Below are 25,326 nucleotides of genomic sequence, written 5' to 3' on the forward strand. Positions count from 1 at the left end.
CGCAGGAGCCTTAAACCATGAGCATCTACACCGAAGAACAGGCCAAGGCGATCCTCGACAAGGTCATGAAGCTGTCGCAGGCCGATGAGTGCACGGCGACGCTGTCCGGCTCCGTCGCCGGCAACATCCGCTTCGCGCTGAACAACGTTTCGACCAGCGGCATCGTGTCGAACGCGCAGCTGATGGTGCAGTCCGCGTTCGGCAATCGCGAGGGCATCACCACGATCAACAGCTTCGACGACGCCTCGCTCGAACGCGTGGTGCGGCGCTCCGAGGAGCTGGCGCGACTGGCGCCGGAGAACCCGGAGTACATGCCGATCATCGGCAAGCAGGAATACAAGCCCTCCCCGACCTTCGTGCAGGCCACGGCCGACATCACACCCGAACAGCGCGCCCGCATCGCGGCCGCGTCGATCGGGCCGAGCAAGGACGACAACCTGATCGCCGCCGGCTTCCTTCAGGACGACAACAGCTTTTTTGCCTTCGCGAACTCGAAGGGCAATTTCGGCTACCAGAAGGCCACCAACGTCAACTACACCTGCACCGTGCGCACCGAGGACGGCCGCGGCTCGGGCTGGGTGACGCGCAACACCGGCGACATCGATGAGTTCGACGCCGACGACGCGATCGCGGTGGCGATCCAGAAGGCCCGCGACTCGGCCGAAGCCAAGGCGCTCGAGCCCGGCAAGTACACGGTCATCCTGGAGCCGGCCGCGGCCGCCGGGCTGATCAGCTTCATGATGTTCTTCTTCGACGCGCGCCAGGCCGACGAGGGCCGCAGCTTCCTGTCGAAGAAGGGCGGCGGTACCCGCCTGGGCGAACAGGTCTACGACCCTCGCGTGAACATCATGGCCGACCCCTGGCACCCCGAGGCCGCCGTCATGCCCTGGGACGAACAGGGCCTGCCGCGCGAGAAGCACGCCATCATCAAGGACGGCAAGGTCGAGTTCCTGCAGTACTCGCGCTACTGGGCCAAGGAAAAGGGCAAGCGCGCGATCGGCCAGCCGGGCAACCTGCTGATGGCCGGCGGCGACAAGTCCACGGCCGAGCTGGTCAAGGGCACCCAGAAGGGCATCCTGGTCACCCGCACCTGGTACATCCGCATGGTCGACCCGCAGACCGTGCTGCTGACCGGCCTGACCCGCGACGGCACCTTCTACATCGAGAACGGAGAGATCAAGCACCCGGTGAAGAACTTCCGCTTCAACGAGTCGCCGGTGATCATGCTCAACAACATCGAGGAACTGGGCAAGCCGGTGCGCATCAGCGGCGACGAGTCCCCGTTCACGATGATGATCCCGGCGATGAAGCTGCGCGATTTCACCTTCACCTCGCTGTCCGACGCGGTGTGATCGAGCCAGGGAGGGGAAACCGCATGCAGCGCCGCGATTTCCTCTCCCTGTTGGGCGCTCTTGTAGGAGGGGCTTCAGCCCCGAAGCTTTTCGCGCAGGGCTTCGCGCCTGAAGGCGCTCCTACAGGGGCAGCGGCGACCGGCGACTACGACTTCTGGTTCACCCGGCTGATGTACGACTCCGGCAACTGGGACGTCGACCAGCGCATGCCGGCGAACATCATCACCTCGCTGATCGACTACACCCGCCTGCGCGTGGACCCGAAGGAACACGTGCTGGCCCTGGCCGACCCGCGCATGCTGCAGGCGCCGTTCTGCTACCTGGCCGGGCACAAGCTGGTGGAGTTCAATCCCGACGAGCGCCGCAATTTCGAAGCCTACGTGCGCAACGGCGGGTTCGTGTTCGTGGATGACTGCAACCACGACATCGACGGCCTGTTCGCGAAATCCTTCGAAGCCGAAATGGCCTCGATCTTCGGCCCGCGGGCGCTGCAGAAGCTGTCGAACCGGCATCCGCTGTACTCGAGCTTCTTCCGCTTCGACGGCCCGCCGACCACCGGCTTCGAACTCAACGGCTGGGGCGACGACCTGGTGCACGATTACCTGAAGGGCATCGAGGTGGACGGCCGGCTGGGCGTGCTCTACAGCAACAAGGACTACGGCTGCGAGTGGGACTACGACTGGCGCAACAAGCGCTGGCTGGCCGAGGACAACACCAAGTTCGCCGTCAACATCGTGATGTACGCGCTGACGGCCTGACCAGGACCGAACCAAGATGACGACCCAGACACCCGACGACCTGCAGGCCCTGCTCGAGCGCATCGTTCCGCTGCGCGAGGCGATCGGCCAGGCCATCGTCGGCCAGCACGAGGTGGTCGAGCAGCTGCTCACCGGCCTGCTGGCCGGCGGCCACTGCCTGCTCGAGGGCGTGCCCGGCCTGGGCAAGACACTGCTGGTGCGCACGCTGGGGCAAGCCCTGGACCTGGGCTTCAGGCGCGTGCAGTTCACGCCCGACCTGATGCCCAGCGACATCCTGGGCACCGAGATCCTGGAAGAAGACCACGGCACCGGCCACCGCCACTTCAAGTTCCAGCCCGGGCCGGTGTTCACCCACCTGCTGCTGGCCGACGAACTCAACCGCACGCCGCCCAAGACCCAGGCCGCGCTGCTCGAGGCGATGCAGGAACACACGGTCAGCTACGCCGGCACCACGCACGCGCTGCCCGAGCCCTTCTTCGTGCTGGCCACGCAGAACCCGCTGGAACAGGCCGGCACCTACCCGCTGCCGGAAGCCCAGCTCGACCGTTTCCTGCTGCACATCCGCGTCGATTACCCGAGCGAGGCCGAAGAACGCGACATCATCGAGCAGACCACCGGCGGCAAGTCGCCGAAGGTGCCCAAGGTGATGGCCGGCGACGACGTGCTGGCCCTGCAGGCGCGCGTGCGCGAAGTGCACCTGGGCGCCGACCTGCTGGACTGGATCACGCGCCTGGTGCGCTCGAGCCGCCCCGGCCCGGGCGCGCCGGCGGAGATCGCGCAGTACGTGCGCTGGGGCGCCGGCCCGCGCGCCGGGCAGTCGCTGGTGCTGGCCTGCAAGGCGCGCGCGCTGCTCAACGGCCGCTTCGCCGTGACCCGCGACGACGTGCTGGCGCTGGCCGCGCCGGTGCTGCGCCACCGCCTGCTGCTGTCCTTCGCCGCGGAAGCCGAGCAGAAGTCGCCCGACGACGTGGTGGCGGCGCTGCTGCGCGCGGTCCCGCACCCGGCCTGAGGCCGCCATGTCCGGCCCGGACTTCATTCCCGCCGCGGTGCGCGCCCGGCTGCGCGACCTGCGCCTGGAAGGGCGTCGGGCCACGGGCGGGCATGGGTTCGGGCAGCACCGCAGCCGCAGCCGCGGCGCCGGCCTGGAGTTCGCGCAGTACCGCGCCTACGAACCCGGCGACGAACTGCGCCAGGTCGACTGGAAGCTCTACGCACGCTCGGACCGCTTTTTCGTGCGCGAAGCCGAACGCGACAGTCCGCTCACTGCCTGGGTCGTGATCGACACCAGCGCCTCGATGGCGCAGGCCGACGCCGAGCGTCCGGACTGGACGCGCCTCGACCTGGCCCGCGGGCTCGCCGCCTGCGTCATTGAACTCGCGCTGCGCCAGGGCGACCAGTTCGGCCTGGCCGCGATCGGCGGCGAGGGCCTGCGCCTGGTGCCCGCCGGCGCCGGCCCGCGCCACCGCGACCGCTGCCTGCTGGAACTGCACGGCCTGCGCGCGGGCGGCAGCTGGCCCGCTGAAACCGCGCTGCGCCCGCTCTGGGAACGCCTCGGCCCCGGCCACCTGGTGCTGGTGCTCAGCGATGACTTCGACGATGCCAACGTCGCGCTGATGGAAAAACTCGCCGCCGCCCGGCGCGAGGTGATGAACCTGCAGCTGCTCACCGCCGAAGAGCGCGAGTTCCCGTTCCGCGGCGGCCACCGCTTCCGCGATCCGGAGACCGGCCAGGAGCTGGTCGGCGACGCCCCGGCCGCACGCGCCGCCTTCCTCGCCGAATTCGGCGCCGCGCGCCAGGCACTGCACGCACGCCTGGCCGCCGCCGGCATCCGCAGCGACACCGCCTGGCTGGACGAACCCATGGACCTGCCGCTGCGCCGGCTGCTGGCGCCCGGCGCCGCGGAGCGCGCATGAGTTTCGGCCTCGCCTTTCCGCTTGGCCTGCTGGCCCTGCTGGGGCTGGCGCTGCCGCTGCTGGTGCACCTGGCGCGGCGCGAACAGCAGCAGCCGACGATGTTCGCGGCCCTGCGCTGGCTGCGCGCCGTGCGCCGCCCGCGGCAAAAGCTGCGTCTTGAACAGTGGCTGCTGCTGGCCCTGCGCCTGCTGCTGGTGGCGGGTTTCGCGCTGCTGATGGCGACGCCCTGGTTCCAGCCCGACGACGGCGGCGACAGCCGCGTGCTGGTGCATCCCGCGCTGGCCCCGCCCGAAACCGGCGCCGCTGCCGACGTGCGCTGGCTGGCACCGGGTTTCCCGCCGGTCGACAGCCCGGTGCCGGAAGCGCGCCAGCCGGTCGCCAGCCTGCTGCGCCAGGCCGACGCCGAACTGGCGAAAGGCCGCGAGCTCATCGTGCACGTGCCGTCGGTGCTGGACGGCGCCGATGGCGAACGCCCGCGGCTTTCGCGGCCGGTGCAGTGGCGCGTCGAACCGTCGCCGCCTTCGGATGCCGCCAAGCCGCCGGCGCTTTCGTCCCCCGTGATGGTGATTCGCCATGCGCCGGCGCTTGCCGGGCAGGCCCGCTGGCTGGCGGCGACCCAGGCGGCCTGGTTCACCGCGTCGGGCCAGCCGGCAGCGCAGGCGGACATCGCCACGCTGGCGGCGCCGTGGCCCGACGACACGCGGCTACTCGCCTGGCTGGGCACGGACGACCCGCCCGACGCGCTGCTGGCCTTTGCCGGCGACGGCGGCACGGTGCTGCTGGGTGAAGCCACGCCCTGGCCGCTGCCGGCAGCGGCCGAAGCGGTCTGGCACGGTGGCGACGGCGGCACCCTGCTCCGGGCCGCCCGACATGGCCAGGGCCGGCTGCTGCAGTTCGCCGTGCCGCTCGATCCGGCGGATTTTCCCGAACTGCTCGACCCCCGTTTCCCGCAGTGGCTGCAGGCCAGGCTGCAGTCACCGCCACCGGCGCCCACGCGGGTTGATGCGCTCGCCCATGCGCCGCAAACCGGCGCCGCCGCCTTGACGCCGCCGACCCTGCCGCTTGCGCCCTGGCTGGCCATCGTGCTCGCCGCGCTGTTCCTGATCGAACGCTGGCTGGCCGCCGGCCAGCCAGACCGGAGGCCCGCGTGACGCTGCGCCTGCGCGAAATCCGCCACCGCGTGGCGATGCGCCTGGCGTTCGCCACATCCGGCCTGCTGCTGCCGCTGCTGGTGGCCACGGCCGCCTGGGGCCAGCGGCTGCAGTCGCCGCTGCTCGCCGGGATGGCCGGCGCGGTCCTGGTGCTGCTGGCCTTCGGGTTCTGGCGCCGGCAGCGGGCGCGGCACGATGACCGCTGGCTGGCGCGCCGCCTCAACGCCGAGCCGCGCTGGCAGGACAGCGCCGACCTGCTGTTCGCCGACCCGGCCACGCTCGGGCCGCTGCAGACGCTGCAGCGCGAACGGCTGGCCCGGCAGCTGGCCAGCACGCCGGCGCCCGACCTGCGGCCGGCCTGGCCGCAGCGCGCGCTGCTGGCCAGCCTGCTGGTCGGGATTGCGCTGCTGCTGGCCGCGCTGTTCTGGCCGACGGCGTCCGCGCCTGTGCCGGCGGCGCCCGGCGCGAGCGCTGAAAGCCGCGAAATCCTCGCCACCGACATCACGCTGGTGGACGCCGCCATCGACGTGCAGGCGCCGGACTACACCGCCCTGCCCGCCCGCAGCGAAGACTCGCTTTCGCTGCAGGCCCCGGAAGGTTCGCGCCTGCGCTGGCGCCTGCGTTTTTCGCCACAGCCCGAGGCGGTCGTGCTGCGCTGGCACGACGGCGGCGAACTGGCGCTGGCGCGCGATGGCGAACACTGGACCGGTGAGCACAGGCTGGCGCGCTCCGCGCTCTACCGCATCGCCGTCAGCTCGCCGCTGCCGCTGGCCGAAGACAAACTGCATCGCCTCGACGCCATCGCCGACCAGGCCCCGGCCATTCGCGTGATCAGCCCGGAGCGGCCGCTGACGCTGCGCGAGCCGGGCCAGCGCGGCTGGCCGCTGGTCTTCGAGGCCAGCGACGACCACGGCCTGGGCAGCGCGCGCCTGCACATCACCCTGGCCCAGGGCACCGGCGAACAGGTCACCGTCACCGAGCGCAGCCTGGCCCTTCGTGGCGAAGGCGAAACGAAGCAGCGCCGCTATCGCCACACGCTCGACCTGGGCGCCCTCGGCCTGGCCGAAGGCGACGACCTGATCGTGCGCCTGGACGTGCGCGACAACCGCGCGCCGACCCCGCAAACCAGCCGCAGCCCGAGCCTGATCCTGCGCTGGCCGATGCCGCCCGGCGCGGAGTCGACCGGCATGGAAGGCCTGGTGAAAAAGGCGCTGCCGGCCTATTTCCGCAGCCAGCGGCAGATCATCCTGGACATCGAAGCGCTGCTTCCACAGCGCTCGCAGCTGGCGGCGGACGAGTTCACCTCGCGCTCGGATGCCATCGGCGTCGACCAGCGCATCCTGCGCATGCGCTACGGCCAGTTCCTCGGCGAGGAAAACGAGGGCGGGCCGGAGGCGCCGCCGGGCATGGAAGGCGAACACAGCGAAGACGATGGCCACGACCATGGTCCGGAAAGCGACGCGCCGCTGGGCAGCGCCGTCAGCGTGCTCGAGGAGTTCGGCCACACCCACGACGATGCCGAAGCCGCCACCCTGCTCGACCCGCAGACCCGCGAGCTGCTCAGGGAGGCGCTGGGCGCGATGTGGTCCTCGGAGGGCGAGCTGCGCCAGGGCCAGCCGCAGCGCGCGCTGCCGCACGCCTATCGCGCGCTGGCGTTCATCAAGCAGGTGCAGCAGGCCAGCCGCATCTACCTGGCCCGCGTCGGCCTGGAGCTGCCGCCGATCGACGAAAGCCGGCGGATGAGCGGAAAACGCGATGGCATCGGCGATCGCCGGGACGGGCTGGTGCCGGCGGAAACACCCGATTCACCGGCGCCTGACCTGTGGCGGGCACTGGCGGAACCGGGCACCCCGGCCGACCTCGCCCCGATGGCTCGCTGGCTGCAGGACAACGCCGATCGTCTCGAAGACCCACTCTCGCTGGTGGCTGCCGTCGAAACCCTGCGCGCCGAACCCGACTGCGCCGACTGCCGCCAGCGTCTGCGTGCGCTGCTGTGGCCGCTGCTGCCGCGTCCGGTCGCCGGCGCGGGTGCCCGACCGACTCCCGATGCCGTCGGCGAGGCGTACCTGGACGCCCTCTCCCGGGAGCCCGCGCGATGACGCCCGCGATGGTCGCAACGCTGCTGCTGGCGCTGGCCGTGCTGCTTTCCGGCGCGCGCCTGGCCTGGCGGGTGCGCGGCGGGTTCATTGCCGCCGGCCCTGCGGCCCTGCGCTTCGTCGGCCAGGGCCTGGTGGCGGGGCTGCTCTGGTTCGCCCTGTTCCCGCCGCCGGTGACCGTGCCCGCCACCACGCTGGTGGTGCTGACGCCCGGCGCGGACACCCTGCCTGCACCCGCGCCCGGCGAGATCCGCGTGGCGCTTCCCGGTGCCGGCATCGGTGCGGACGCCGAACCCGTGCCCGACCTGGGCACCGCGCTGCGTCGGCATCCGCGTGCAGCGGCCCTGCGGATAAGAGGCCATGGCCTGCCCGCCCGCGACCACGACGCCGCCACCGGCCTGCCGCTGGTTTTCGAGCCGGCGCCGCTGCCCGACGGCCTGCATGCGATCCAGGCACCGGCGACGGCGATGCAGGGCCGGTCCTTCACCGTGCGCGGGCGCGTGCAAGGCCTGGCCGATGGCAGGGTGGAGCTGCAGGGACCCGCTGGCAAGACCCTGGCCTCCGCGCAGCCTGACGAAAGCGGCGATTTTGTGCTCGAGGGCCGGGCCGGCCTGGCGGGTCCGACACCCTTCCGCCTGCGCTGGCTGGATGCGCAGGACAGCGTGGTCGGCACGGAAGCCCTGCAGCTGGAGGTGATGGCGCCGGCGCGCCCGCGCCTGCTGGTGCTCGCCGGCGGCCCCGGTCCGGAACTGAAATACCTGCGCCGCTGGGCCGTCGACGCCGGCCTCGAGCTGCACACCGTCATCGACGTCGGCGGCGGCGTGCAGCTGGGGGACCGCCCGCTGCCGGTCAACGCCGCCACGCTGTCGGACTTCGACCTGGTGGTGCTGGACGAGCGCAGCTGGCGCCAGCTCGGCGCCGCGGCGCGCGGCCAGTTGCGCGAATCGGTGCGCGACGGCCTGGGCGTGCTGCTCCGGATCACCGGGCCACTGCCGGACAGCGAGCTCGCGTCGCTGCGTGAATGGGGGCTGGTGCTGGAAGATTCCGATGCGGTGCGAAGCCTGCGCTGGCCAGAGACACCTGTGGGAGGGACTTCAGTCCCGAAAGGCATCGGGACTGAAGCCCCTCCCACAAGTGCCGCGGCCGCCGCCAACCCGGCGCCCCAGCTCTCGCGCCGGCCGCTGAAACTGTCCGCACGCGACGGCCGCCCGCTGCACCTGGCGCCCGACGGCGAGGCGCTGGTGGTCTGGCGCAATGAAGGACGCGGCCGGATCGGCGCGACGATCCTTTCCGACAGTTACCGGCTGTGGCTTTCGGGCCGGCAGTCGGCATTCGGCCAGCACTGGGCGGACAGCGTGCAGACGCTGGCGCGCGCACGCGGCGAAGACGGCGCTCCCGCCCCGGCGCCGGCCTGGCAGGGTGAGCGCACGATGCTTTGCGGCCTGTCCGACGGCGACCACGTCGCCGGCCCGGACGGCAGCGAGGTGACGCTGGCCATCGACCCCGCCAGCGGCGCGTCGGCGTGTGCGGGCTACTGGCCGGCGCAGCCGGGCCTGCACCAGCTCCGGCGCGGCGGCTCCCGCCTGCCGCTGCTGGTGCGCGACCCGGACGCCTATCCGGCGATGATCGCCTACGAACGCCAGGCCGCGACGAAAGCACTGGCAGCGCAGGCGCCCGTCGTCGAACCCGCGCAGCACGACCAGCCCGCCCCCCGCTGGCCGTGGTGGCTCGCGTGGCTGCTGGCCAGTGCGGGCCTGTGGTTGTACGAGCGCCGCGCGAAACCCTTGTAGGAGCGCCTTCAGGCGCGAATCTTTTGACTTTGCCTTCGGCAAAGAACCGCTTCGCGCCTGAAGGCGCTCCTACAGGTCCCTTCGGGACAGCTCCGCGGCCAGCTCCGGCGACACGCCGGGGATCTTCGACCAGTCCACCTGGTCGATCTGTTCGGCCGGCAGGAAGCGTTCGGCGTATTCCAGATAGACTTTCTCGCGCAGGAACACGTCGAACAGGTCGGGATCCACGTGGTGGTCGAGCTTCATGCGGCCGAGGATCGTCAGCGATTCGCTGAGCGTCTTGCCGGGCTTGTAGGGCCGGTCGCTGGCGGTCAGTGCCTCGAAGATGTCGGCGATGCCCATTACCCGCGCCTGCACGCTCATCTGTTCGCGGGTCAGGCCACGCGGATAACCCTTGCCGTCCATGCGCTCGTGGTGGCCGCCGGCGTATTCGGGCACGTTGCGCAGGTGCTTGGGCCAGGGCAGCGCCTCGAGCAGGCGGATGGTCATCGTGATGTGGTGGTTGATGATCTCGCGTTCGGCGTTGTTGAGCGTGCCGCGGCGGATGCACAGGTTGTCGAGCTCCTCGGCGGACAGGAACGGCTGCTCGCTGCCATCGGGCCCGCGCCAGGTGAGCGCGGCAATGCGCTGCAATCCCGCGATCTTGTCGTCGCTCATGAATTCGCCGCCGGTATTGGCCTGGCGCACCGCCTCGCGGTCGGCGTCGAGCCGGGCCAGGCGCGCCTCGTAGCCGGCCTGGTCGAGCTCGCCCTTGAGCAGCGCGATTTCGGCGTCGCGCCTGAGCACCTCGAAGCGCGTGTCCACCAGCTCGATGCGGTCGAACAGCGTCTGCAGCTTGGTCGCCTTGTCGACCACGTGCACCGGCGTGGTGATCTTGCCGCAGTCGTGCAGCAGGCCGGCGATCTTGAGCTCATAGCGGTCGGCTTCGGACATGTCGAAGTCCGCCAGCGGGCCCGCCTTCGTTCGCGCCACGGCATCGGCCAGCAGCGTGGTCAGCGCCGGCACGCGTTCGCAGTGGCCGCCGGTGTAGGGCGACTTTTCGTCGATGGCGGTGTTGATCAGGTTGATCAGCGCCTCGAACAGCGTCTCGAGCTGGTCGATCAGCCGCCGGTTGTTGAGCGCGATCGCCGCCTGCGAGGCCAGCGATTCCACCAGCTGCTGGATCGCCGGCTCGAACACGCGGATGCCGCCGTCCGCGCCCTTGGCATTGATCAGCTGCAGAACGCCGATGACCTGGCCGTCGTGGTCCTTCATCGGCACGGTCAGGAAGGACTGCGAGCGGTAGCCGGTCCTGGCGTCGAACGCGCGCGTGCCGCTGAAGTCGTAGCCTTCGGCGGTATAGGCGTCGGCGATGTTGATCGTCTTGCCCGACAGCGCCGCGTGCACCACCACCATCGAATCATTGCCGCTGCCGTCCTCGCGAAACAGCGGGATCGGCGGGAACTGGATCGGCTTGCCGTGGCGGCCGCCCATGAAATAACCCAGCGAGTCGTTGCGCAGCACCTCGAAGCGCAGGCTGTCGCCCTCGCGCAGGTAGAGCGTGCCGCCGTCGGCGTCGGCGAAGTCGCGGGCCGCTTCCAGGATGCGCTCGAGCAGGGTCGCCAGGTCGCGTTCGTGCGACAGCGCGACGCCGATGTCGTTGAGGGTCTCGAGGCGGCTGAGGATCTCGGATTCGCTGGTCACGGCGGCGGTCGACGGTTACCCGGACGCCAACATGACGCCAAACGCAGCCACGCGCAATGCGCGCCGTGCCAGCGTCGGCGCGGGCTCAGCGCCAGCCCGCGTCGCGCGCGGCGCGCTCCTGCCCGGCGTCCAGGGGTTCACCGGCGATGCGTGCCTGCATCTCGGCGAGCACCGCGGCAGGCAAACTTCCCGAAGCCTGCCGCAGCCCGCCCCGCGGCGAGGCTTCCGAACCCACCAGTACCGGCACCTGCCAGCGGCCCTGCGGATCGCGGCAGGCCAGGCCGTCGAGGTCCCGCGCGCCGTGCAGGCGGAAGCTGCGGCAATACGTGCCGCTGCCATCGCGGAAGCTGATCCCGATCCGCAGCGCCTCGCCGGATTCCGCGGCAAGGCCCGACTCGAGTGAATCGGCCAGTTCACCGTCGGCGACCAGCTGGCCGTCGCGGACTTCCAGGGGCGCCGCAGCGGGTGCCAGCGCAAACTGCGAGATCGCGATGCCCAGCGCGAGGGCGGCCGCCAGCGCCGCCCATTCCGGAAGCGCCAGGCGCGGCTTGTTCCTGCGCGGAAGCTCCCGCACTGGCGCCGGCGACAGCGACGTCGCCACGTCGCCACGCGCAAGGGCCTGCAGGTGCGCGGGCACGGGTTCGTCCAGCACCGGATCGAAGGCCGCGCGAAGCTGGTCGCGCAGCCGCCGTTCGGCTTGCACCGCGGCGGCGACGCCAGGATCGGCCGCCATTGCCGCTTCGACGCGTGCGATGCCGGCCTGGTCGAGTTCGCCGTCGACATAGGCCATCAGTTCGGCGGCATCCGGCTTCATGCGCCTGCTCCGGCAGCGCCGCCCAGCAGGCCCTGCAGCGCCTCGCGTCCGCGCGAAAGGCGGCTGGTCAGCGTGCCGACGGGCACGTCCATCGCCAGGGCCGCCTCGCGGTAGGACAGGCCTTCAATGAGCACCAGGGCAATCGCCATGCGTTGTTCCTCCGGAAGGCGCGCCAGCGCCGATTGCACCGACAGGGCCAGGTCCTGGCCCTCGAACGGGGTTTCACCCACCTGCGCGCCGTGATCCTCCGGGGCGAAGACGCGCTGGCCGCGCTGCCTGGCCCGGACCTCGTCGATCCAGGCATTGCGGATGATGCCGAACACCCAGGCGTCGAGCCGGCTGCCCGGCCGCCACTGCGCCGCACGGGCCAGGGCCCGTTCCAGCGCCACCTGCACGAGGTCGTCCGCGTCCGCCGGATCCCTTGCCAGGGTGCGGGCGAAACGGCGCAGTCGCGGCAGCAGCTCGCACAGTTCCTGGTTGAAATTCATTCCGGTGTCAGTGACGGTCATGCCTGATTACGTCCCGGGAGGGCGTTTTGATCCCGGCGCGGCCGCGCCCGGTGCGGCCGGATGCTATCACCGCCCCGGAAGGATCCCGGCCGCTGCCGCGTAGTGGATGACCATGACCCGAGTCCTCGCCCTGCTGCTTGCCCTGCTGTGCCTGTCGCCTCCGGCGGCGGCGCTTGGCCTGCCGCTGCCGCGCCTTCCGGCCACGCTGCCCGCGCCGGTCCGGGACACGCTGGACGATACCGGCCGTGAACTGCGCGAGCTGCGCGAACGCCGGCTGCTGCGGGAAAACCGGCGCTGGCTCGAGGCCGACCCGCGCGGCGCGCCGGTGGTTCGCAGCGAGGTGGTGGCCATCGCGCCGGACCCCGACGCGATCGCGCGGGCCAGGGCCGCCGGCTTCGAGGCGGTGCGCGAATCCGTGCTGCCTTCGCTGGACCTGCACGTCGTGGTGCTGCGCGCACCGCCGGGCATGCGCGTGCGCACCGCGCTGCGCCGGCTGGCACGCATCGACCCCGAAGGTCTCTACGACTACAACCATGTCTATCTCGGTTCAGGGCAAGCCAGCGGCACAGCAGTCCGCGCCACCGCCGCGGCCACGCCCGCGTTTTCCCCGGGCCGGATAGGTCTCGTCGACAGCGGGGTCGATGCCTCGCACCCGCTGCTTGCCGGCGTGACGCTCAGGCAGTGGGGCTGCGACGGAAAGGCCCCGCCCGACGCACACGGCACCGCCGTGGCCTCCCTGCTGGCCGCCCCGACCCGCCGCAGCGGCGGCGGCGAGCTGTTCGCGGCCGACATCTACTGCGGCGAGCCGACCGGCGGCGCGGTCACCGCCCTGGCCGAGGCGCTGGCCTGGCTGGCCGGCGAGCGCGTGGCGGTGATCAACCTGAGCCTCGTCGGTCCGCCGAACCGGCTGCTGGCAGCCCTGGTCGAATCGATGCAGCGTCGCGGGCATGTGCTGGTGGCCGCCGTGGGCAACGACGGTCCCGCGGCGGCGCCGCTGTTTCCCGCGGCCTATCCGGGCGTGATCGGCGTGACTGCGGTCGACGCACGCGACCGGCTGCTGCCGGAAGCGGTTCGCGGCGACGCGGTTGATTTCGCCGCGCCGGGCAGCGACCTGTGGGCGGCCAGCCCGGGCGGCACGCGCACGCCGGTGCGCGGCACGTCCTTCGCCGCGCCGCTCGTCGCCCGCCTGGCTGCCGCGGAGGTGCAGGTGCCGGCACCTGGCGCCGCAGAGCGCGTGCTGACGCAGCTGGCGGCGCAGGCCCTCGATGCAGGTCCCAAGGGCCGCGACGCCCGCTACGGCCACGGCCTGCTGTCGCCGGAGTCGCGGGCGGACTGGTCCGCGCCGGTGAACGAAGATTGAACAGGCGCCGGCGGCGCGGATCAAACCCGCCCGCGCGGGCGTAAGTCCCCCTGAAGCCGCAGATGGCCTGCGGCATGCAGGGAGACCAGGATGAACCAGAAACTCATTGCCTCCGCCGTGTTCGCCGCGCTGCTTTCGGCCAGCCCGGTGCTGCACGCGCAATCACTTGTCGGTGGCGCCACGGGCAGCCTGCAGGGCGCCGTCGGCGTCGGTCCGGGCAGCCTCGGAAACCACGGCGGCATCGGCCGGCTGGGCGCACGCGACACCTTGAACGGCACGCGCAGCCAGCTTCGCGACAGCCTGGCCGAACGCCGAGCCGCGCTGCGCGAACTGCGCCGCGAGCAGGACGCCGAACGCACCGCGATTGCCGCAGCGGCAGCCGCCGCCGCCAACGCCACCGCTGCTTCGACGGCCGGCGCGAATGACGCGGGCGAAGACGAGACCGCGCCGCTGGCCGGCGCAGAGCCGATGCTCGCCGCTGCCGCCGGTGCCACCGGCAGCGGCTCCGGCTCGCTGACCCGGGGCATCGCCGATCCGGAGCAGGACGCGGGCGGTCCCGCCGAACCGGGCGAACCCGCCGAGCCGGTCGATGACGGCGAAGCGCCGCCGGCACCTACGCCCCGGACGGCGCGACTGGACGCCTCGGGCAGCGCCAGCGCCGATGCGGATGCCTCGGCCTCGCGTGATGGTGCCAGTGCGGGCATGTCGGCCTCGGCGCGCGGCGACGCTTCGGTCGAACGTTGACGCCGGGGGCAAACGTGGAAAACAGGCGGGCGCCGCGGCGGCGCCCGCCTGCGCCACGCGTGGGACGCCGATCATAAACGCCGGAATTGTCACGAAAAATTCATCGAAATCTGGTAGGCGGCGCTGTCATGCGGATGTAACGTCGGTATGCATCAACACCCCGAACGGAGCGCCCCGATGAAAAAGATCCTGGTTACCTGCCTGGCCTCCGCGCTGCTGGCCGTGTCCGCCGGCGCCCATGCCGAACCGCAGCAGCCCGACGACAGCAACTTCAACCTCACCTTCGCCATCGATCTCGATCGCGAAGGCCGCATCACCGCGCTGCAGCCGCAGCCGGCGATGGACAGCCCCGAACTGATGGCCCGCATCGAAGACGAAGTGCGCGGCTGGGAGTTCAGCCCGGCGAAGCTCGACGGTCAGCCGGTACCCACCCGCACCTACCTGCGCCTTGGCGTGCGCGCGCCGGGCCTGCAGGCCGACCGGGCCCGCATCGTGTCGGCGACCACCGGACCGGCGGTGGCCTCGATGAAGGCCCCCGGTTATCCGTCGGCGGCCCTGCGCCGCGGCGAAGGTGGCCTAGTCGTGCTCAAGCTCAAGCTCGATACCCAGGGCCGGGTGCGCGGCGTCGCCGCCCAGCCGGGCTCCTCGCCGAACCGCGCCTTCACCGAAGCCGCCAGCGCCGCGGCGAAGAACTGGCGCTTCCTGCCCGAACTCGCCAACGGCCAGCCGGTGGCCGGCGCGGTGATGATCCCGGTGTGCTTCCGCGCCGAATCCGCCGAGCCGCAGGCCTGCGACTGGCAGGGCCCCGAGGGCCAGCGCTTCACGCCGTCGTCGGTGGCCGTGGCGATCGAGCCGGCCGCGCGCATCACCTCCGACCTGGCGATCGCCAGCAACTAGGCGCGCCGGCCGCGCACCGGCATCGCCTATGCTTGGGCGATGCCGGATGAAACGACCCTTCCGAACAGCCCGCGCTCCCGCGTCCGGCTGCTGTCGGCCCGCGCGGCGCATGCGGGCTTCGTTTGCCGGCTCTATCGCGATGCCGGGACCATGCAACACCTCGGCGGTCCGCGCGACCGGCAGGACGCGGCGGAACTGGCGCGCAGGACGCTGTCCGGCGCGTCGCCCCCGGGCCGGGGCCAGCAGCTGTGGATCATCCAGGACCCGGCCACCGGCTCGCCGATCGGCCTGGCGGGACTGACGCCGAAGGGCACCGCCACGATTGAACTCGGCCTGCTGCTTTCGGGCGAACACCAGGGCCAGGGATACGGACGCGCGACGGTGGTCGCCTTGCGTACCGCCGCTGCCGGCCGGGCGCCCGCCCGGCGCCTCGTGGCACGCCACGCGCCTGGCAACGCGGCCATGGCCCGCCTCCTGGCCAGCCTGGGCTTCGAACGCATCGGAACCGACAGGGACGGGTACGTTTCCTGGCGGAATCCCGATAGCGCCCGGACGACAGATGCCGTCTCCGCCGCCATCGGCTAAGGTGGCAAGGCAAGCAGGGGGGAAGACATGGGGAAGTCGGGAAGCCTGGCCTGCGTCGGGCTGGGCATGACGCTGGGCGCGCACCTCGGGCCGCGCGCACGTACCACCATCGAACAGGCAGACGTCGTCTTCGTCGCCGTGTCCGACCCCTTGGTCGAGCTGTGGGTCAGGGAAATGAACCCCGACGTGCGCAGCCTGCAGCCCTACTACCAGGCCGGCAAACCACGCACCGAAACCTACCGGCAGATGGTCGCGGCGATGCTCGCCGAAGTCCGGCTCGGCCGGCAGGTATGCGGTGCCTTCTACGGCCATCCGGGCGTGTTCGCGCTGGCCCCGCACAAGGCCATAGAGATGGCGCGCGCGGAAGGCTTTCCTGCACACATGGAGCCCGGCGTGTCGGCGGAAGACTGCCTGTACGCGGACCTGGGCATCGACCCGGGGCGCTACGGCTGCCAGCACTACGAAGCCAGCCAGGTCATGTTCTACCGCCGGCGGCTCGACACCAGCGCCTACCTGGTGCTGTGGCAGGCGGGCATCGCCGGCGACCGCAGCTTCGGAAGGTTCGCGACGCCGGCGCCTTACCGGCAGCTGCTGGCTGACCTGTTGGCGAAGGACTATCCGTTGGACCACCCATGCACGATCTACGAAGCCGCCACCCTGCCGATCCGGTCGCCGCGCAGGGAGGTCATCGCGCTTGGCCGTCTTGCTGAGGCGAAATTGACGGCACAATCGACGCTCGTGCTCCCACCCGCAAGCCGGCTCGTACCGGACGCGGACATGCTCGCCAGGCTCGACGCCCTCGAGGCCGGCCTGTCCGCCGCAACACACGCCACCACCACCGAAGGGGAATGACCGATGTCGAAGGTAATCACTTTTCTTGAAACCCTGGGCCGCAGCCACCTGCCGGGCCAGCTGGCGCCGGAGCAGTACGAAGCCGCGGTCGACGCCGCCGGCATCGAGGACGCCGCCCGCGACGCCCTGCTGGCCAGGGACGCGGACGCGCTGGGCGGCCTGCTGGGTGGCCGCATGGAAATGATGTGCCTGCTTTTCCCGGCCGAGGGCGACGAGAACAAGGACGACGAGCAGGAAGATTCCGACTCGCCCGACAAGGACGATGGCAAGCAATCCGCCAGCGCCCACGGCATCCACTGAGTCCCGGGTGATTCCGTCGCCGTCCCTGCGGCTGGCCAGCGCCGCGCTCTGCACGGCGCTGGTGCTGCTGGCTCCGGCGATGGCGACGGCCTCCCCCGCCTTCGACGCGATGCTGCGGCAGGCCGAGGCCGTGCGCAGCTCCGACCCCGGGCAGTTCGATACCCTGCTTGGCCAGCTCAACGCCAGCATCGCCTCGGCCAGCGACCGCCAGCGCGAACAGCTCGATTACCTCAAGGCCTACCAGCTCGCCTACGGCGGGCGTTTCGACCTCGGCATCGAGGCGGCCCGCAAGCTGTTCGAGGAGTCTGCGGACGTCGAGGTGCGCTTCCGCGCCGGCGCGCTGATGGTCAATTCCTTTGCGGTGACCCGGGATTTCGCCTCGGGCCTGCGCTACATGAACGAGACGCTCGCCCTGGTCGACCAGGTCGAGGACCCCGAGCTGCGCCACCATGCCTGGTCCGCGGCGGGGACCATCAGCAACCACGTCGGCCAGTACGACAGGGGCAAACATTTCGCCGAACTCATGCTCGGCAGCGAACCCTCGGCGCGGACCCGCTGCTTCGCCGAGGTAATGCGCCTGGAGTCGCTTTATTACCTGGACGAAGTGGACGGCAAGACCGACCAGGTCGCCGACATCGCCCGCCAGTGCAGCGATGCCGGCGAGAAGATCGCGGCGAATTTCGCGCGGACGTTCCATGCCCGGATCCTTGCCGACGGCGGCCAGCGCAACGAGGCGGCGATCCTGCTGGCCCGCCATCTCCCGGAAGCGGAAGCCACCCGCTATCCCCGCCTCATCGGTGAAGTGCACTCCACCCTCGCCGGCATCTACCTCGACAGCGGGGATGCGACCCAGGCCGATGCCCACGCGCGGGCCGCGATCCGGTTCAGCGCGAGCATGGTCAATTCCGCGCCGCTGGTGACCGCCTACCGGGCCCTCTACGAGAGCGCGCTGCTGCGTGGCGACACGGCGGCCGCGCTGGCGCACCACATCAACTATGCCGAAGCCGACAAGGCCTTCCTGGATTCGGTGAAGGCGCGCGAACTCGCCTACCAGGAAGTCATGAGCGAAACGCGCGAAAAGAACCAGACCATCGAACTGCTCAACCGCGAGAACCAGGTGCTGCAGCTGCGCGAACAGGTCTCGACGCAGTCGCGCCGGAACAACCAGCTGCTGGTGGCGCTGCTGGTCGTGCTGCTGGGCACCATCGCGTTCTGGGCCTGGCGCACCAAGCGGGCGCAAGTGATGTTCCGGCGCCTGGCGGAAACCGATGCACTGACCGGTGCAGCCAACCGCATGCACTTCGGCCACCGCGCCGAAGAAGCCCTGGCCTATTGCCGCAAGGCAGGCGAGGAAGTCGGCCTGGTGATGTTCGACCTCGACGAGTTCAAGTCCATCAACGACCGGTTTGGCCACGCCACGGGCGACTGGGTGCTCAGGGAGGTCGCGAAGGCCTGTACCGAGGTCTGCCGCAAGAACGACCGTTTCGGGCGCCTGGGCGGCGAGGAGTTCGCCTTCCTGCTGGTGGGCTGCGACCTGCCCTCGTCGGTCGCGCTGGCGCAGGCCTGCCGCAAGCGCATCGCCGCGATCGACACCACGCCCACCGGCTACGTGTTCAAGGTCACCGCCAGTTTCGGCGTCGCCGGCACCCGTGCCAGCGGCTACGACTTCCTGACCCTGCTCAGCCGCGCCGACGACGCGCTCTACCAGGCCAAGCACGCCGGCCGCGACCGCGTGCGCACGCATGGCCTGGAAATGGACACGACGGAAATCGCCGCAACGTAAGCCTGCGGCTGCGTCGGCCACGCCGGCGACAGCCTGGAAAATCTGCACGGTCAGCCGCCATGGCTGGCCGTTTTTTTTGCACCCGGGCGTTGCTGGAATCACCGGTGGATTCAGCGTCGGTTTGGGCGCACTTCACGGTTTCCCATCGAACTGTGATCGCACACGCAAACAAACCGTGCCGCACTGCCGCATTTGGTCGGGAAGTGTGCGCGAAATCCCACAGTGGGCAAGTGTGATCCGTTGCCCATCAACAACTTACGCCGCTTCCTAGACTGCTCTCCAAGGAACACGAAGACCTTTCCCGGCTTCGCTTCCTCCCCCCAGGAGCAGCATGATGAACGCCAAGCGCCTCGCCAAGCCCGCCCTCCTCTTCCGCCTCGCGGCGTGTGCCGCGCTGGCGATGGCCTTCGCGCAGCCGGCCCTGGCCAAGGGCGATTTCGCGGTGGGCAGCGAGGGTGCGAAGGTCTCGGCCTCGGCGACGCTGCGCTTCAAGATCGTGATCCCCGAGGACGTGCGCTTCGACAGCAAGTCGCTGGGCCTCGAACAGCAGCCGCGCAAGGCGCACATGCCGCAGGTGCAGCGCCTGGTCGCGATGCGCGACGGCCGCCAGCAGGTCACGCTGGCCACGCCCTGAGCTCCGCCGCCGGCACCCCGGCCCTGCGATAATCGGGCGGCCCGACCGGGACCGCCCATGCCGCAAACCCTCCCTGGAACCGACCGCTTCCGCCTGCGCGAACTGCGCGAGGACGATGCCGCGTTCGCGCTCGCGCTGCTCAACGACCCCGACTTCCTGCACCACATCGCCGACCGCGGCGTGCGCGACCTGGACCAGGCCAGCGCCTACCTGCGCGAGGGACCCATCGCCAGCTACGCCCGTTACGGCTTCGGCCTGTGGGCCGTCGAGATGAAGGACGACGGTCGCGTGGCCGGCCTGTGCGGCCTGGTCCGGCGCGAGCTGCTGCCCGCGCCGGACCTGGGCTACGCGTTCCTGCCGGCGTGGCGCGGCCAGGGGCTTGCACGGGTGGCCGCACGGCTCTGCCTGGACCTCGCCTTCGGCCCCCTGGCGCTGCCGCGCGTGCTGGCCATCGTCACGGTCGGCAACACCGCCTCGCGGCGCGTGCTGGAATCAGTGGGCATGCGCCTGCAGGGCCCGCGGACGCTGCAAGGCGAAAGCCTGCTGGTCTACGAAATCAACCGGGACGAACACTTCACCGCGGGGCCGGGTTCCGGTAGCTGAAACTCGCCTGGTGCCAGAACGGATAGGGCTTGGGGCGTTCGCTGGCCGCATCCAGGCGCGCGACCTGGTCGGGCGTGAGGTTCCAGCCGACGGCGCCGAGGTTCTGCCGCAGCTGGTCTTCGTTGCGGGCGCCAACAATGACGCTGCTCACGGTCGGTCGCTGCAGCACCCAGTTCAGCGCCACCTGCGGCACGGTCTTGCCGGTTTCGGCAGCCACCTCGTCCAGCGCGTCAACGACGCGATAAAGATAGTCCTGGTCCACCTGCGGGCCACCGTCGGCGGCGGCCTTCGACTGCAGGCGGCTGTTCTCCGGCAGCGGCTGTCCGCGACGGATCCTGCCGGTCAGCCGGCCCCAGCCCAGCGGGCTCCAGACGATCGCGCCCAGTCCCTGGTCGGCGGCCAGCGGCATCAGCTCCCATTCGTAGTCGCGGCCGACCAGCGAGTAGTACGTCTGCTGGGCCACGTAGCGCGGCCACCCGTGGCGGTCGGCCGCGGCCAGGGATTTCATCAGGTGCCAGCCGCTGAAGTTGGAGACGCCGACGTAGCGGATCTTGCCGGCCTGCACCAGCGCGTCGAGCGTGGAAAGCACTTCCTCGACCGGCGTGCGGGTGTCCTGGCCGTGCAGCTGGAAGATGTCGATGTAGTCGGTGCCCAGGCGCCTGAGCGAGGCATCCACCGAACGCAGCAGATGGTGCCGCGAGGAGCCGACCTGGTTCTCGCCCAGGCCGAAGCGGAACGTCGCCTTGGTCGAGAGGATGATGTCATCGCGCGGGCGGTGCTTGATCGCCTCGCCCAGGATCGACTCGGCCGCGCCCTTCGAATAGATGTCGGCGCTGTCGAACATCGCGGCGCCGGCCTCCAGGCAGATGTCGACCAGGCTTCGCGCTTCGGCCACGTCGGTGGCGCCCCAGGCCTTGAAGAACTCGCCTTCGCCGCCGAAGGTGCCGGTGCCGAAGGACAGGACGGGGACGCGGAAGCCCGAGCGTCCGAGGTAGCGGTATTCCATCGCGGTCTCCTGGAAAGAAAACGGGGCGGGTGCCGAAGCACCCACCCCGCTGATTCTGCTTTCGCGCGCGTTACCGCGTCGCGAATCCGGGCCTCAGGCCGCGGAATCCTTCAGCTTCTTGAGCGGACGGATCTTGACCTTGACGGTGGCCGGCTTGGCGGCGAACCACTGCTCTTCCTTCGTGAACGGGTTGATGCCCTTGCGCTTGGGCTTGGCCGGCACGTTGACCGAGGTGATCTTCAGCAGGCCCGGCAGGGTGAAGCTGCCCGCGCCCTTCTTCGAGACCGAGCCGTGCACGGCGTTCTCGAGCGCGGCCAGCACGGCGCGCACGTCCTTCGAAGCCAGGCCGGTGTTGTCGGCGATGTGCGACACCAGGCCGGACTTGGTCAGCGCTTCCTTGATCGGCTTGGGCGCGGCCGGCTTGGCAGCGGCCTTCGGGGCAGCCTTCTTCTTCGCAGCTTTCTTGGTAGCCATTTTTGTTGTTCCCGTGATTCTGGATGGGTAATTGGGGTGCCTGGGCTAACCCCGGCTTGCTGAATGTAGGGCAAGTTCCAGTCGCCGCCAAGTGCAAAAGCGGCAAAAACACGGGTTTTTTTCGCTACCGGGCTGCCCCGGTGCCTTAAAGCCTGCCGCGGTCCCCGGCCAGCACGCCGGGGACCGCGGGAGGGCGGGACGGTCTTAAGCCGCCTTGGCCCGCTTCAGGTCACGCATCTGGTCGTGCATCTTCCTGACCTCGGGCAGGTAGCGCGCGGCCAGCTCGCGCACCTTCGGGGGCTGGTCACCCTCGAGGGCGTCGCGGAAGGCTTCGAGTACGCGGTCTTCCTGCTCTTCGATCGAAGAAATCCACGCCGCGTCGGCGTCCTTGACCATCTTCGACTTGAGGCTGGCATAACCCTCGCGGATGCCACCCAGCCAGGTGCCGTCGTTGTCGGGCTCGGCGCCCTGAAGGGCAACCTCGGCCTTGAGGTCGGCGGCGATCGCCTTCTTGACCTGCGCCATGTTGAGGAACAGGTCGCGGTAGGCGGGCTGGCCGGTTTCCCTCGCGGCATGCTCATGGAACTCGATGCCGTCGTTCAGGGCTTCGACCAGGTGGTTGAGGGTCGCGGTGGTCTTGTTCATGGCTTGTCCTCCTTGGACTTGTCTTCCTTAGGGGTGGTGCACGGTTCAGCGCCGGGGGGCTCAGAACTCGTCGTCAAGCTCGTCGGCCACATCCTCGGCCGTGTCGAGCATTTCCTCGGCGGCGTCCTCGCGGCGATCCGCCGCTTCCTTGGCCGCCTCGTACTTGGCCTCGGCCTCGTCGTTGCAGGCGTCTTCGGCCTCGCCCTCGAGCGCATCGCACTGCTGCTTGGCGACCTCGTAGGCGCCCTCGGCCGCAGCGAGCTCAAGGTCTTCGCGCTCGTCGATCGCTTCGTCCATCGAGTCGGCCTCGACGAAGTCCTCGCGGGCCTCCTGGACTTCCTCGGTGGCCTCGACGCGCGCTTCGGCCACGTCCTCGGCCGTTTCCTGCGGCGTTTCCTGGCAGGCCGCAAGGGCCATCACGATCGCCAGCGGCAGCGCGGTACGGGTGAACTTGTTCATGCGATAGCTCCATGGTTGGGGATGTTGCGATGCCGCCACGGCCCGGGACCGGGCTGCAACGGCGTCGTCATGGAGAAGGGAGCAAGGGGCGTGCCAACCGGGCGCTGCACGCAGGAACAAGGACTTGCGTGAATACTGCGCTGAGGCGCCCTGCGAAATGCAAGGTCGCGCGTGCAGGCTGCATGGCGACCCGGGGCGCGGGCGGGTCAGTCGACCCGCGGCATTTCCAGCGTGAAGCAGGCACCGCCCGAAGGCGCCGGGTCATACCAGAGGTCGCCGCCCATCGCGCGTGCCTTCTGCTTGGCCAGCGACAGGCCGAGGCCTGTCGAGGCCTCGCCGCCAGTGGGCTTGTTGGAAAGCCGGGCGAAGCGGCGGAAAAGTTCGCCCTGCTCGGCCTCGGCGATGCCCGGGCCCTGGTCGATCACCAGGAAACGCGCCTTGCCGGAATGCGTCGCGGCCTTGACCGTGACCACGCTGCCGGGCGGCGCGTACTTGACCGCATTCGACACCAGGTTCTGCAGCACGTGCGCGAGCGAAAGACGCTGGCCGCGCACCAGCAGGCCCGGCTCCAGCTGCAGGTCCAGGCGCATGTTCTTGCCGCGGGCATGGTCGGCGTGTGCGTCCACCGCTTCCTGCACGACCTGGGTGGCGGGCAGCGGCTCGACCGCCTCGCCGCGCGCCTCGCCGGCCGCCTGGTCGAGCACCGCCTCGAGGAACAGCAGCCCGGTGTCGGCTGCGCCGCGGATCGACTCCACGAGCTTGCGGCCGGCGTCGTCGGTCTGGCGCGGAAGCAGCATGTCCGCGGAAAACACCACGTTGGTGAAGTGGTTGCGCAGGTCGTGGGCGATCAGCTCCAGGCTTTCCTGGCGCTCCTGCGCCAGCTGTTGCACGTGGTCGCGCGCGCGCTTGAGCGCGGTGTGGGCGCGCACGCGCGAGAGCAGCTCCTCGGGCACGAAGGGCTTGGTCACGTAGTCGACCGCGCCGGCGGAAAAGGCCCGCACCAGCGAATCGCGCTCGTGGTCGGCGGTGAGGAAGATCACCGGCAGCTCGCGCGTGGCCTCGTTGGACCGCACCGCCTCGAGTACGTCGAAACCGTCCATGCCCGGCATGCGCATGTCCAGCAGCAGCAGGTCCGGCGGCTCGGCGGCGATGCCGGCCAGCGCTTCCTTGCCGCTCAGGCAGGGCGCCACGTCGAAACCGTCGCGGGCCAGCAGGCCGCCGACGGCGCTGACGTTGGCTTCCTGGTCGTCGACGACCATGACCAGCGGGGCTCGTTCATTGCTCATCGCGGGTGGCCTCCGGGGCGGGGCAGCTGGCCAGCAGCAGGCGCATGCTGGTGACGTCGAAGGCGTCCACGGCCTCCTTGAGTTCGCGCGCGTGTTTTTCCAGCGCGGGCCAGTCCAGGCGGCCCGCCAGACCGGCCAGGTGGCCGGCGGCGGCGGCCACCTCGCGCACGCGCAGGTTGCCGCGCATCGCCGGCAGCGAAGCCCGCAGCGCCTTGAGCTCGGCCAGGGCCTCGGCATCCTGGCGGCGCGGGCCGGGGTCGCGTTCGACCGGGGCGGCGGGCTCCGGCGCCTGCCCTTCCGTCTCCTTCCGGCGCGGCGGGAAATGCAGGGCCAGCGCCTCGAACAGGTCCCTCTTCGAATAGGGCTTGCGCACGTAGCCGTCGAAGCGGGCACGCACCCAGTTTTCGTCCTCGCTCATGCTCGAGGCGGTGACCGCCACGACCGGGATGTCGCGCCACTTCGGATTGGCCCGGATGCGCTGCAGGGCCTGGTCGCCCGACAGGATCGGCATGCGCAGGTCCATCAGGATGACGTCGGCGCCCTTGGCCTTGAGCTGTTCCAGCGCGACCAGCCCGTCGCCGGCCTGGGTCACCTGGTGGTGCGAACTGGCCAGGTAGGCGACGGCGAGGTCGCGGTTCCAGGCCACGTCGTCCACCACCAGCACCTTGAGCGGCGGTAGCAGGTCGAAGTCGATGCGCTGGCTGCGCGCAGGCTGCTGGCTGACCGAATCGGCGCTGATCACCCGGTCCGGAATGTCCAGTCGGAACAGCGAGCCTTCGCCGACGGTACTCTCGGCCGAAAGCTCGCCGCCCATCAGTTCGGCCAGGCGGCGCACGATGCTCAGGCCCAGGCCGGTGCCTTCGCGGTTCTTGCCGTCGACGCTGTCGCCCTGCTCGAAGGGTTCGAAGATCACCCCCAGCTGGTGCGGCGCGATGCCGGTGCCGCTGTCGACCACCTCGATGCGCAGGTCGCAGCGGTCGTCCTGCTTGCCCGGATGGCAGCCGACGCGCACGACGACGCCGCCGGTTTCGGTGTACTTCACCGCGTTCGACACCAGGTTGATCAGCACCTGGCGCAGGCGCACCGGATCGACCATCACCGGCAGCTCGGCGCGGCCGTCGAAGTCGGCGCGCAGGCTGATGCCCTTGTCGGCGCAGGCCTGCTGGAACATCGTCAGGGTCTGGTCGACGATCTCGCGCAGGTCGGTGGCCTCCTCGCGCAGCTCGAGCTTGCCGGCCTCCATCTTCGACAGGTCCAGCACGTCGTTGATCAGCGACAGCAGCGCCTGGCCACTCTTGCGGATCGAGTCGACGTAGGTCGCCTGGCGCGGATCCATCGGCGTTTCCGCCAGCAGGTTGGTGAAGCCGAAGATCGCGTTCATCGGCGTGCGGATCTCGTGGCTCATGCTGGCCAGGAACACCGACTTGTCCTGGCTGGACTGCCGGGCCTGCTCGGCCCTCAGCTCCAGTCGCAAGGCCTCCTGCGCCTGGCGCTGCATGCGCCGGGTGGCCATGAAGCCGACCAGGCCGGCGGCCAGCGCCAGCGCATTGGCCACCATCACCGTGGCCCAGTTCTGGCGGATCAGCTGGTTGCGCCGGTTGCGGTTCTCGATCAGCAGGCTCTCCTCGTGCT

25 protein-coding genes are annotated in these 25,326 nt (G+C 70.5%); 16 read left to right on the forward strand and 9 right to left on the reverse strand.

The features are described from left to right. Positions 1–17: 17 nt before the first annotated feature. The 7 genes from ACE3TE_RS08900 to ACE3TE_RS08930 are packed head-to-tail and all read left to right on the forward strand — an operon-like array spanning position 18 to position 9,060. A complete protein-coding gene (locus tag ACE3TE_RS08900; RefSeq protein ID WP_374604163.1) occupies positions 18–1,352 on the forward strand; it encodes a TldD/PmbA family protein in 1,335 nt (444 codons plus the stop codon). Between the two features lie 23 nt (positions 1,353–1,375). Beyond that, positions 1,376–2,110, forward strand: a complete 735-nt coding sequence (locus ACE3TE_RS08905) for a DUF4159 domain-containing protein (protein WP_374604164.1) — start codon at positions 1,376–1,378, stop codon at positions 2,108–2,110. Positions 2,111–2,126: 16 nt separating this feature from the next. Continuing rightward, positions 2,127–3,119 carry an AAA family ATPase gene (locus ACE3TE_RS08910; protein WP_374604166.1) on the forward strand — a complete coding sequence of 331 codons (993 nt, stop codon included), beginning with the start codon at positions 2,127–2,129 and terminating at the stop codon, positions 3,117–3,119. 7 nt (positions 3,120–3,126) lie between these two features. After that, entirely contained in the window at positions 3,127–4,023 is an 897-nt protein-coding gene (locus ACE3TE_RS08915; protein WP_374604168.1) for a DUF58 domain-containing protein, read from the forward strand. Beyond that, entirely contained in the window at positions 4,020–5,174 is a 1,155-nt protein-coding gene (locus ACE3TE_RS08920) for a BatA domain-containing protein (protein WP_374604170.1), read from the forward strand. The genes ACE3TE_RS08915 and ACE3TE_RS08920 overlap by 4 nt, the downstream gene beginning before the upstream one ends. Further along, positions 5,171–7,273, forward strand: coding sequence for a hypothetical protein (locus ACE3TE_RS08925; protein WP_374604172.1), 2,103 nt, complete (start codon positions 5,171–5,173; stop codon positions 7,271–7,273). The genes ACE3TE_RS08920 and ACE3TE_RS08925 overlap by 4 nt, the downstream gene beginning before the upstream one ends. Next, positions 7,270–9,060: a carboxypeptidase regulatory-like domain-containing protein gene (locus ACE3TE_RS08930; RefSeq protein WP_374604174.1), complete on the forward strand. Its 1,791-nt coding sequence runs from the start codon at positions 7,270–7,272 to the stop codon at positions 9,058–9,060. Before ACE3TE_RS08925 ends, ACE3TE_RS08930 begins: the two co-directional genes overlap by 4 nt. A 69-nt stretch (positions 9,061–9,129) precedes the next feature. On the opposite strand, the gene ACE3TE_RS08935 is transcribed toward ACE3TE_RS08930, so the two are convergent. From ACE3TE_RS08935 to ACE3TE_RS08945, 3 genes are all read right to left on the reverse strand, one after another. Beyond that, on the reverse strand, positions 9,130–10,743 hold the full coding sequence (locus tag ACE3TE_RS08935) for an HD domain-containing phosphohydrolase (protein WP_374604176.1): 1,614 nt from the start codon (positions 10,741–10,743) through the stop codon (positions 9,130–9,132). A gap of 85 nt (positions 10,744–10,828) precedes the next feature. Further along, on the reverse strand, positions 10,829–11,557 hold the full coding sequence (locus ACE3TE_RS08940; protein WP_374604178.1) for an anti-sigma factor: 729 nt from the start codon (positions 11,555–11,557) through the stop codon (positions 10,829–10,831). Beyond that, entirely contained in the window at positions 11,554–12,066 is a 513-nt protein-coding gene (locus ACE3TE_RS08945; protein ID WP_374604180.1) for a sigma-70 family RNA polymerase sigma factor, read from the reverse strand. Before ACE3TE_RS08945 ends, ACE3TE_RS08940 begins: the two co-directional genes overlap by 4 nt. A 112-nt stretch (positions 12,067–12,178) precedes the next feature. Between ACE3TE_RS08945 and ACE3TE_RS08950 the strand changes: the two genes are divergently transcribed. The 9 genes from ACE3TE_RS08950 to ACE3TE_RS08990 all read left to right on the forward strand — a co-directional run bounded on the left by ACE3TE_RS08950 (position 12,179) and on the right by ACE3TE_RS08990 (position 19,824). After that, positions 12,179–13,426 (forward strand): S8 family serine peptidase, encoded by a 1,248-nt coding sequence (locus tag ACE3TE_RS08950; RefSeq protein ID WP_374604181.1) that lies wholly within the window; start codon positions 12,179–12,181, stop codon positions 13,424–13,426. 90 nt (positions 13,427–13,516) lie between these two features. Beyond that, positions 13,517–14,170, forward strand: coding sequence for a hypothetical protein (locus ACE3TE_RS08955; protein ID WP_374604183.1), 654 nt, complete (start codon positions 13,517–13,519; stop codon positions 14,168–14,170). A 177-nt stretch (positions 14,171–14,347) separates the two neighbouring features. Beyond that, complete coding sequence (locus ACE3TE_RS08960) at positions 14,348–15,067, forward strand: energy transducer TonB (RefSeq protein WP_374604185.1); 720 nt, start codon at positions 14,348–14,350, stop codon at positions 15,065–15,067. A gap of 39 nt (positions 15,068–15,106) precedes the next feature. Beyond that, complete coding sequence (locus ACE3TE_RS08965) at positions 15,107–15,652, forward strand: GNAT family N-acetyltransferase (protein WP_374604187.1); 546 nt, start codon at positions 15,107–15,109, stop codon at positions 15,650–15,652. A 27-nt stretch (positions 15,653–15,679) separates the two neighbouring features. Further along, complete coding sequence (locus ACE3TE_RS08970) at positions 15,680–16,504, forward strand: SAM-dependent methyltransferase (RefSeq protein ID WP_374604189.1); 825 nt, start codon at positions 15,680–15,682, stop codon at positions 16,502–16,504. A 3-nt stretch (positions 16,505–16,507) separates the two neighbouring features. Continuing rightward, the gene (locus ACE3TE_RS08975) at positions 16,508–16,804 is read left to right on the forward strand and encodes a hypothetical protein (RefSeq protein ID WP_374604191.1); all 297 of its coding nucleotides are present in this window, start codon (positions 16,508–16,510) and stop codon (positions 16,802–16,804) included. A gap of 7 nt (positions 16,805–16,811) precedes the next feature. Further along, a complete protein-coding gene (locus ACE3TE_RS08980) occupies positions 16,812–18,587 on the forward strand; it encodes a GGDEF domain-containing protein (RefSeq protein ID WP_374604193.1) in 1,776 nt (591 codons plus the stop codon). Positions 18,588–18,921: 334 nt separating this feature from the next. Beyond that, positions 18,922–19,221 (forward strand): hypothetical protein, encoded by a 300-nt coding sequence (locus tag ACE3TE_RS08985; RefSeq protein ID WP_374604195.1) that lies wholly within the window; start codon positions 18,922–18,924, stop codon positions 19,219–19,221. Positions 19,222–19,278: 57 nt separating this feature from the next. Further along, positions 19,279–19,824, forward strand: coding sequence for a GNAT family N-acetyltransferase (locus tag ACE3TE_RS08990; protein WP_374604197.1), 546 nt, complete (start codon positions 19,279–19,281; stop codon positions 19,822–19,824). Here the strand turns inward: ACE3TE_RS08990 and ACE3TE_RS08995 are convergent. The 6 genes from ACE3TE_RS08995 to ACE3TE_RS09020 form a co-directional block, all read right to left on the reverse strand. After that, a complete protein-coding gene (locus ACE3TE_RS08995) occupies positions 19,796–20,830 on the reverse strand; it encodes an aldo/keto reductase (RefSeq protein ID WP_374604199.1) in 1,035 nt (344 codons plus the stop codon). The genes ACE3TE_RS08990 and ACE3TE_RS08995 overlap by 29 nt on opposite strands. 93 nt (positions 20,831–20,923) lie before the next feature. Beyond that, a complete protein-coding gene (locus ACE3TE_RS09000; protein WP_188664269.1) occupies positions 20,924–21,304 on the reverse strand; it encodes an HU family DNA-binding protein in 381 nt (126 codons plus the stop codon). A gap of 204 nt (positions 21,305–21,508) precedes the next feature. Then, a complete protein-coding gene (locus ACE3TE_RS09005) occupies positions 21,509–21,949 on the reverse strand; it encodes a PA2169 family four-helix-bundle protein (protein WP_374604201.1) in 441 nt (146 codons plus the stop codon). A 60-nt stretch (positions 21,950–22,009) separates the two neighbouring features. After that, complete coding sequence (locus tag ACE3TE_RS09010) at positions 22,010–22,408, reverse strand: hypothetical protein (RefSeq protein ID WP_374604203.1); 399 nt, start codon at positions 22,406–22,408, stop codon at positions 22,010–22,012. Positions 22,409–22,614: 206 nt separating this feature from the next. Beyond that, on the reverse strand, positions 22,615–23,694 hold the full coding sequence (locus tag ACE3TE_RS09015) for a response regulator (RefSeq protein WP_374604205.1): 1,080 nt from the start codon (positions 23,692–23,694) through the stop codon (positions 22,615–22,617). Then, positions 23,684–25,326, reverse strand: a 1,643-nt coding sequence (locus tag ACE3TE_RS09020) for an ATP-binding protein (protein WP_374604207.1), incomplete at its 5' end; no start/stop codon positions are given. The genes ACE3TE_RS09020 and ACE3TE_RS09015, both read right to left, overlap by 11 nt.

Source organism: Arenimonas sp. (assembly GCF_041919775.1).
In the GTDB taxonomy this organism is placed as follows: domain Bacteria; phylum Pseudomonadota; class Gammaproteobacteria; order Xanthomonadales; family Xanthomonadaceae; genus Arenimonas.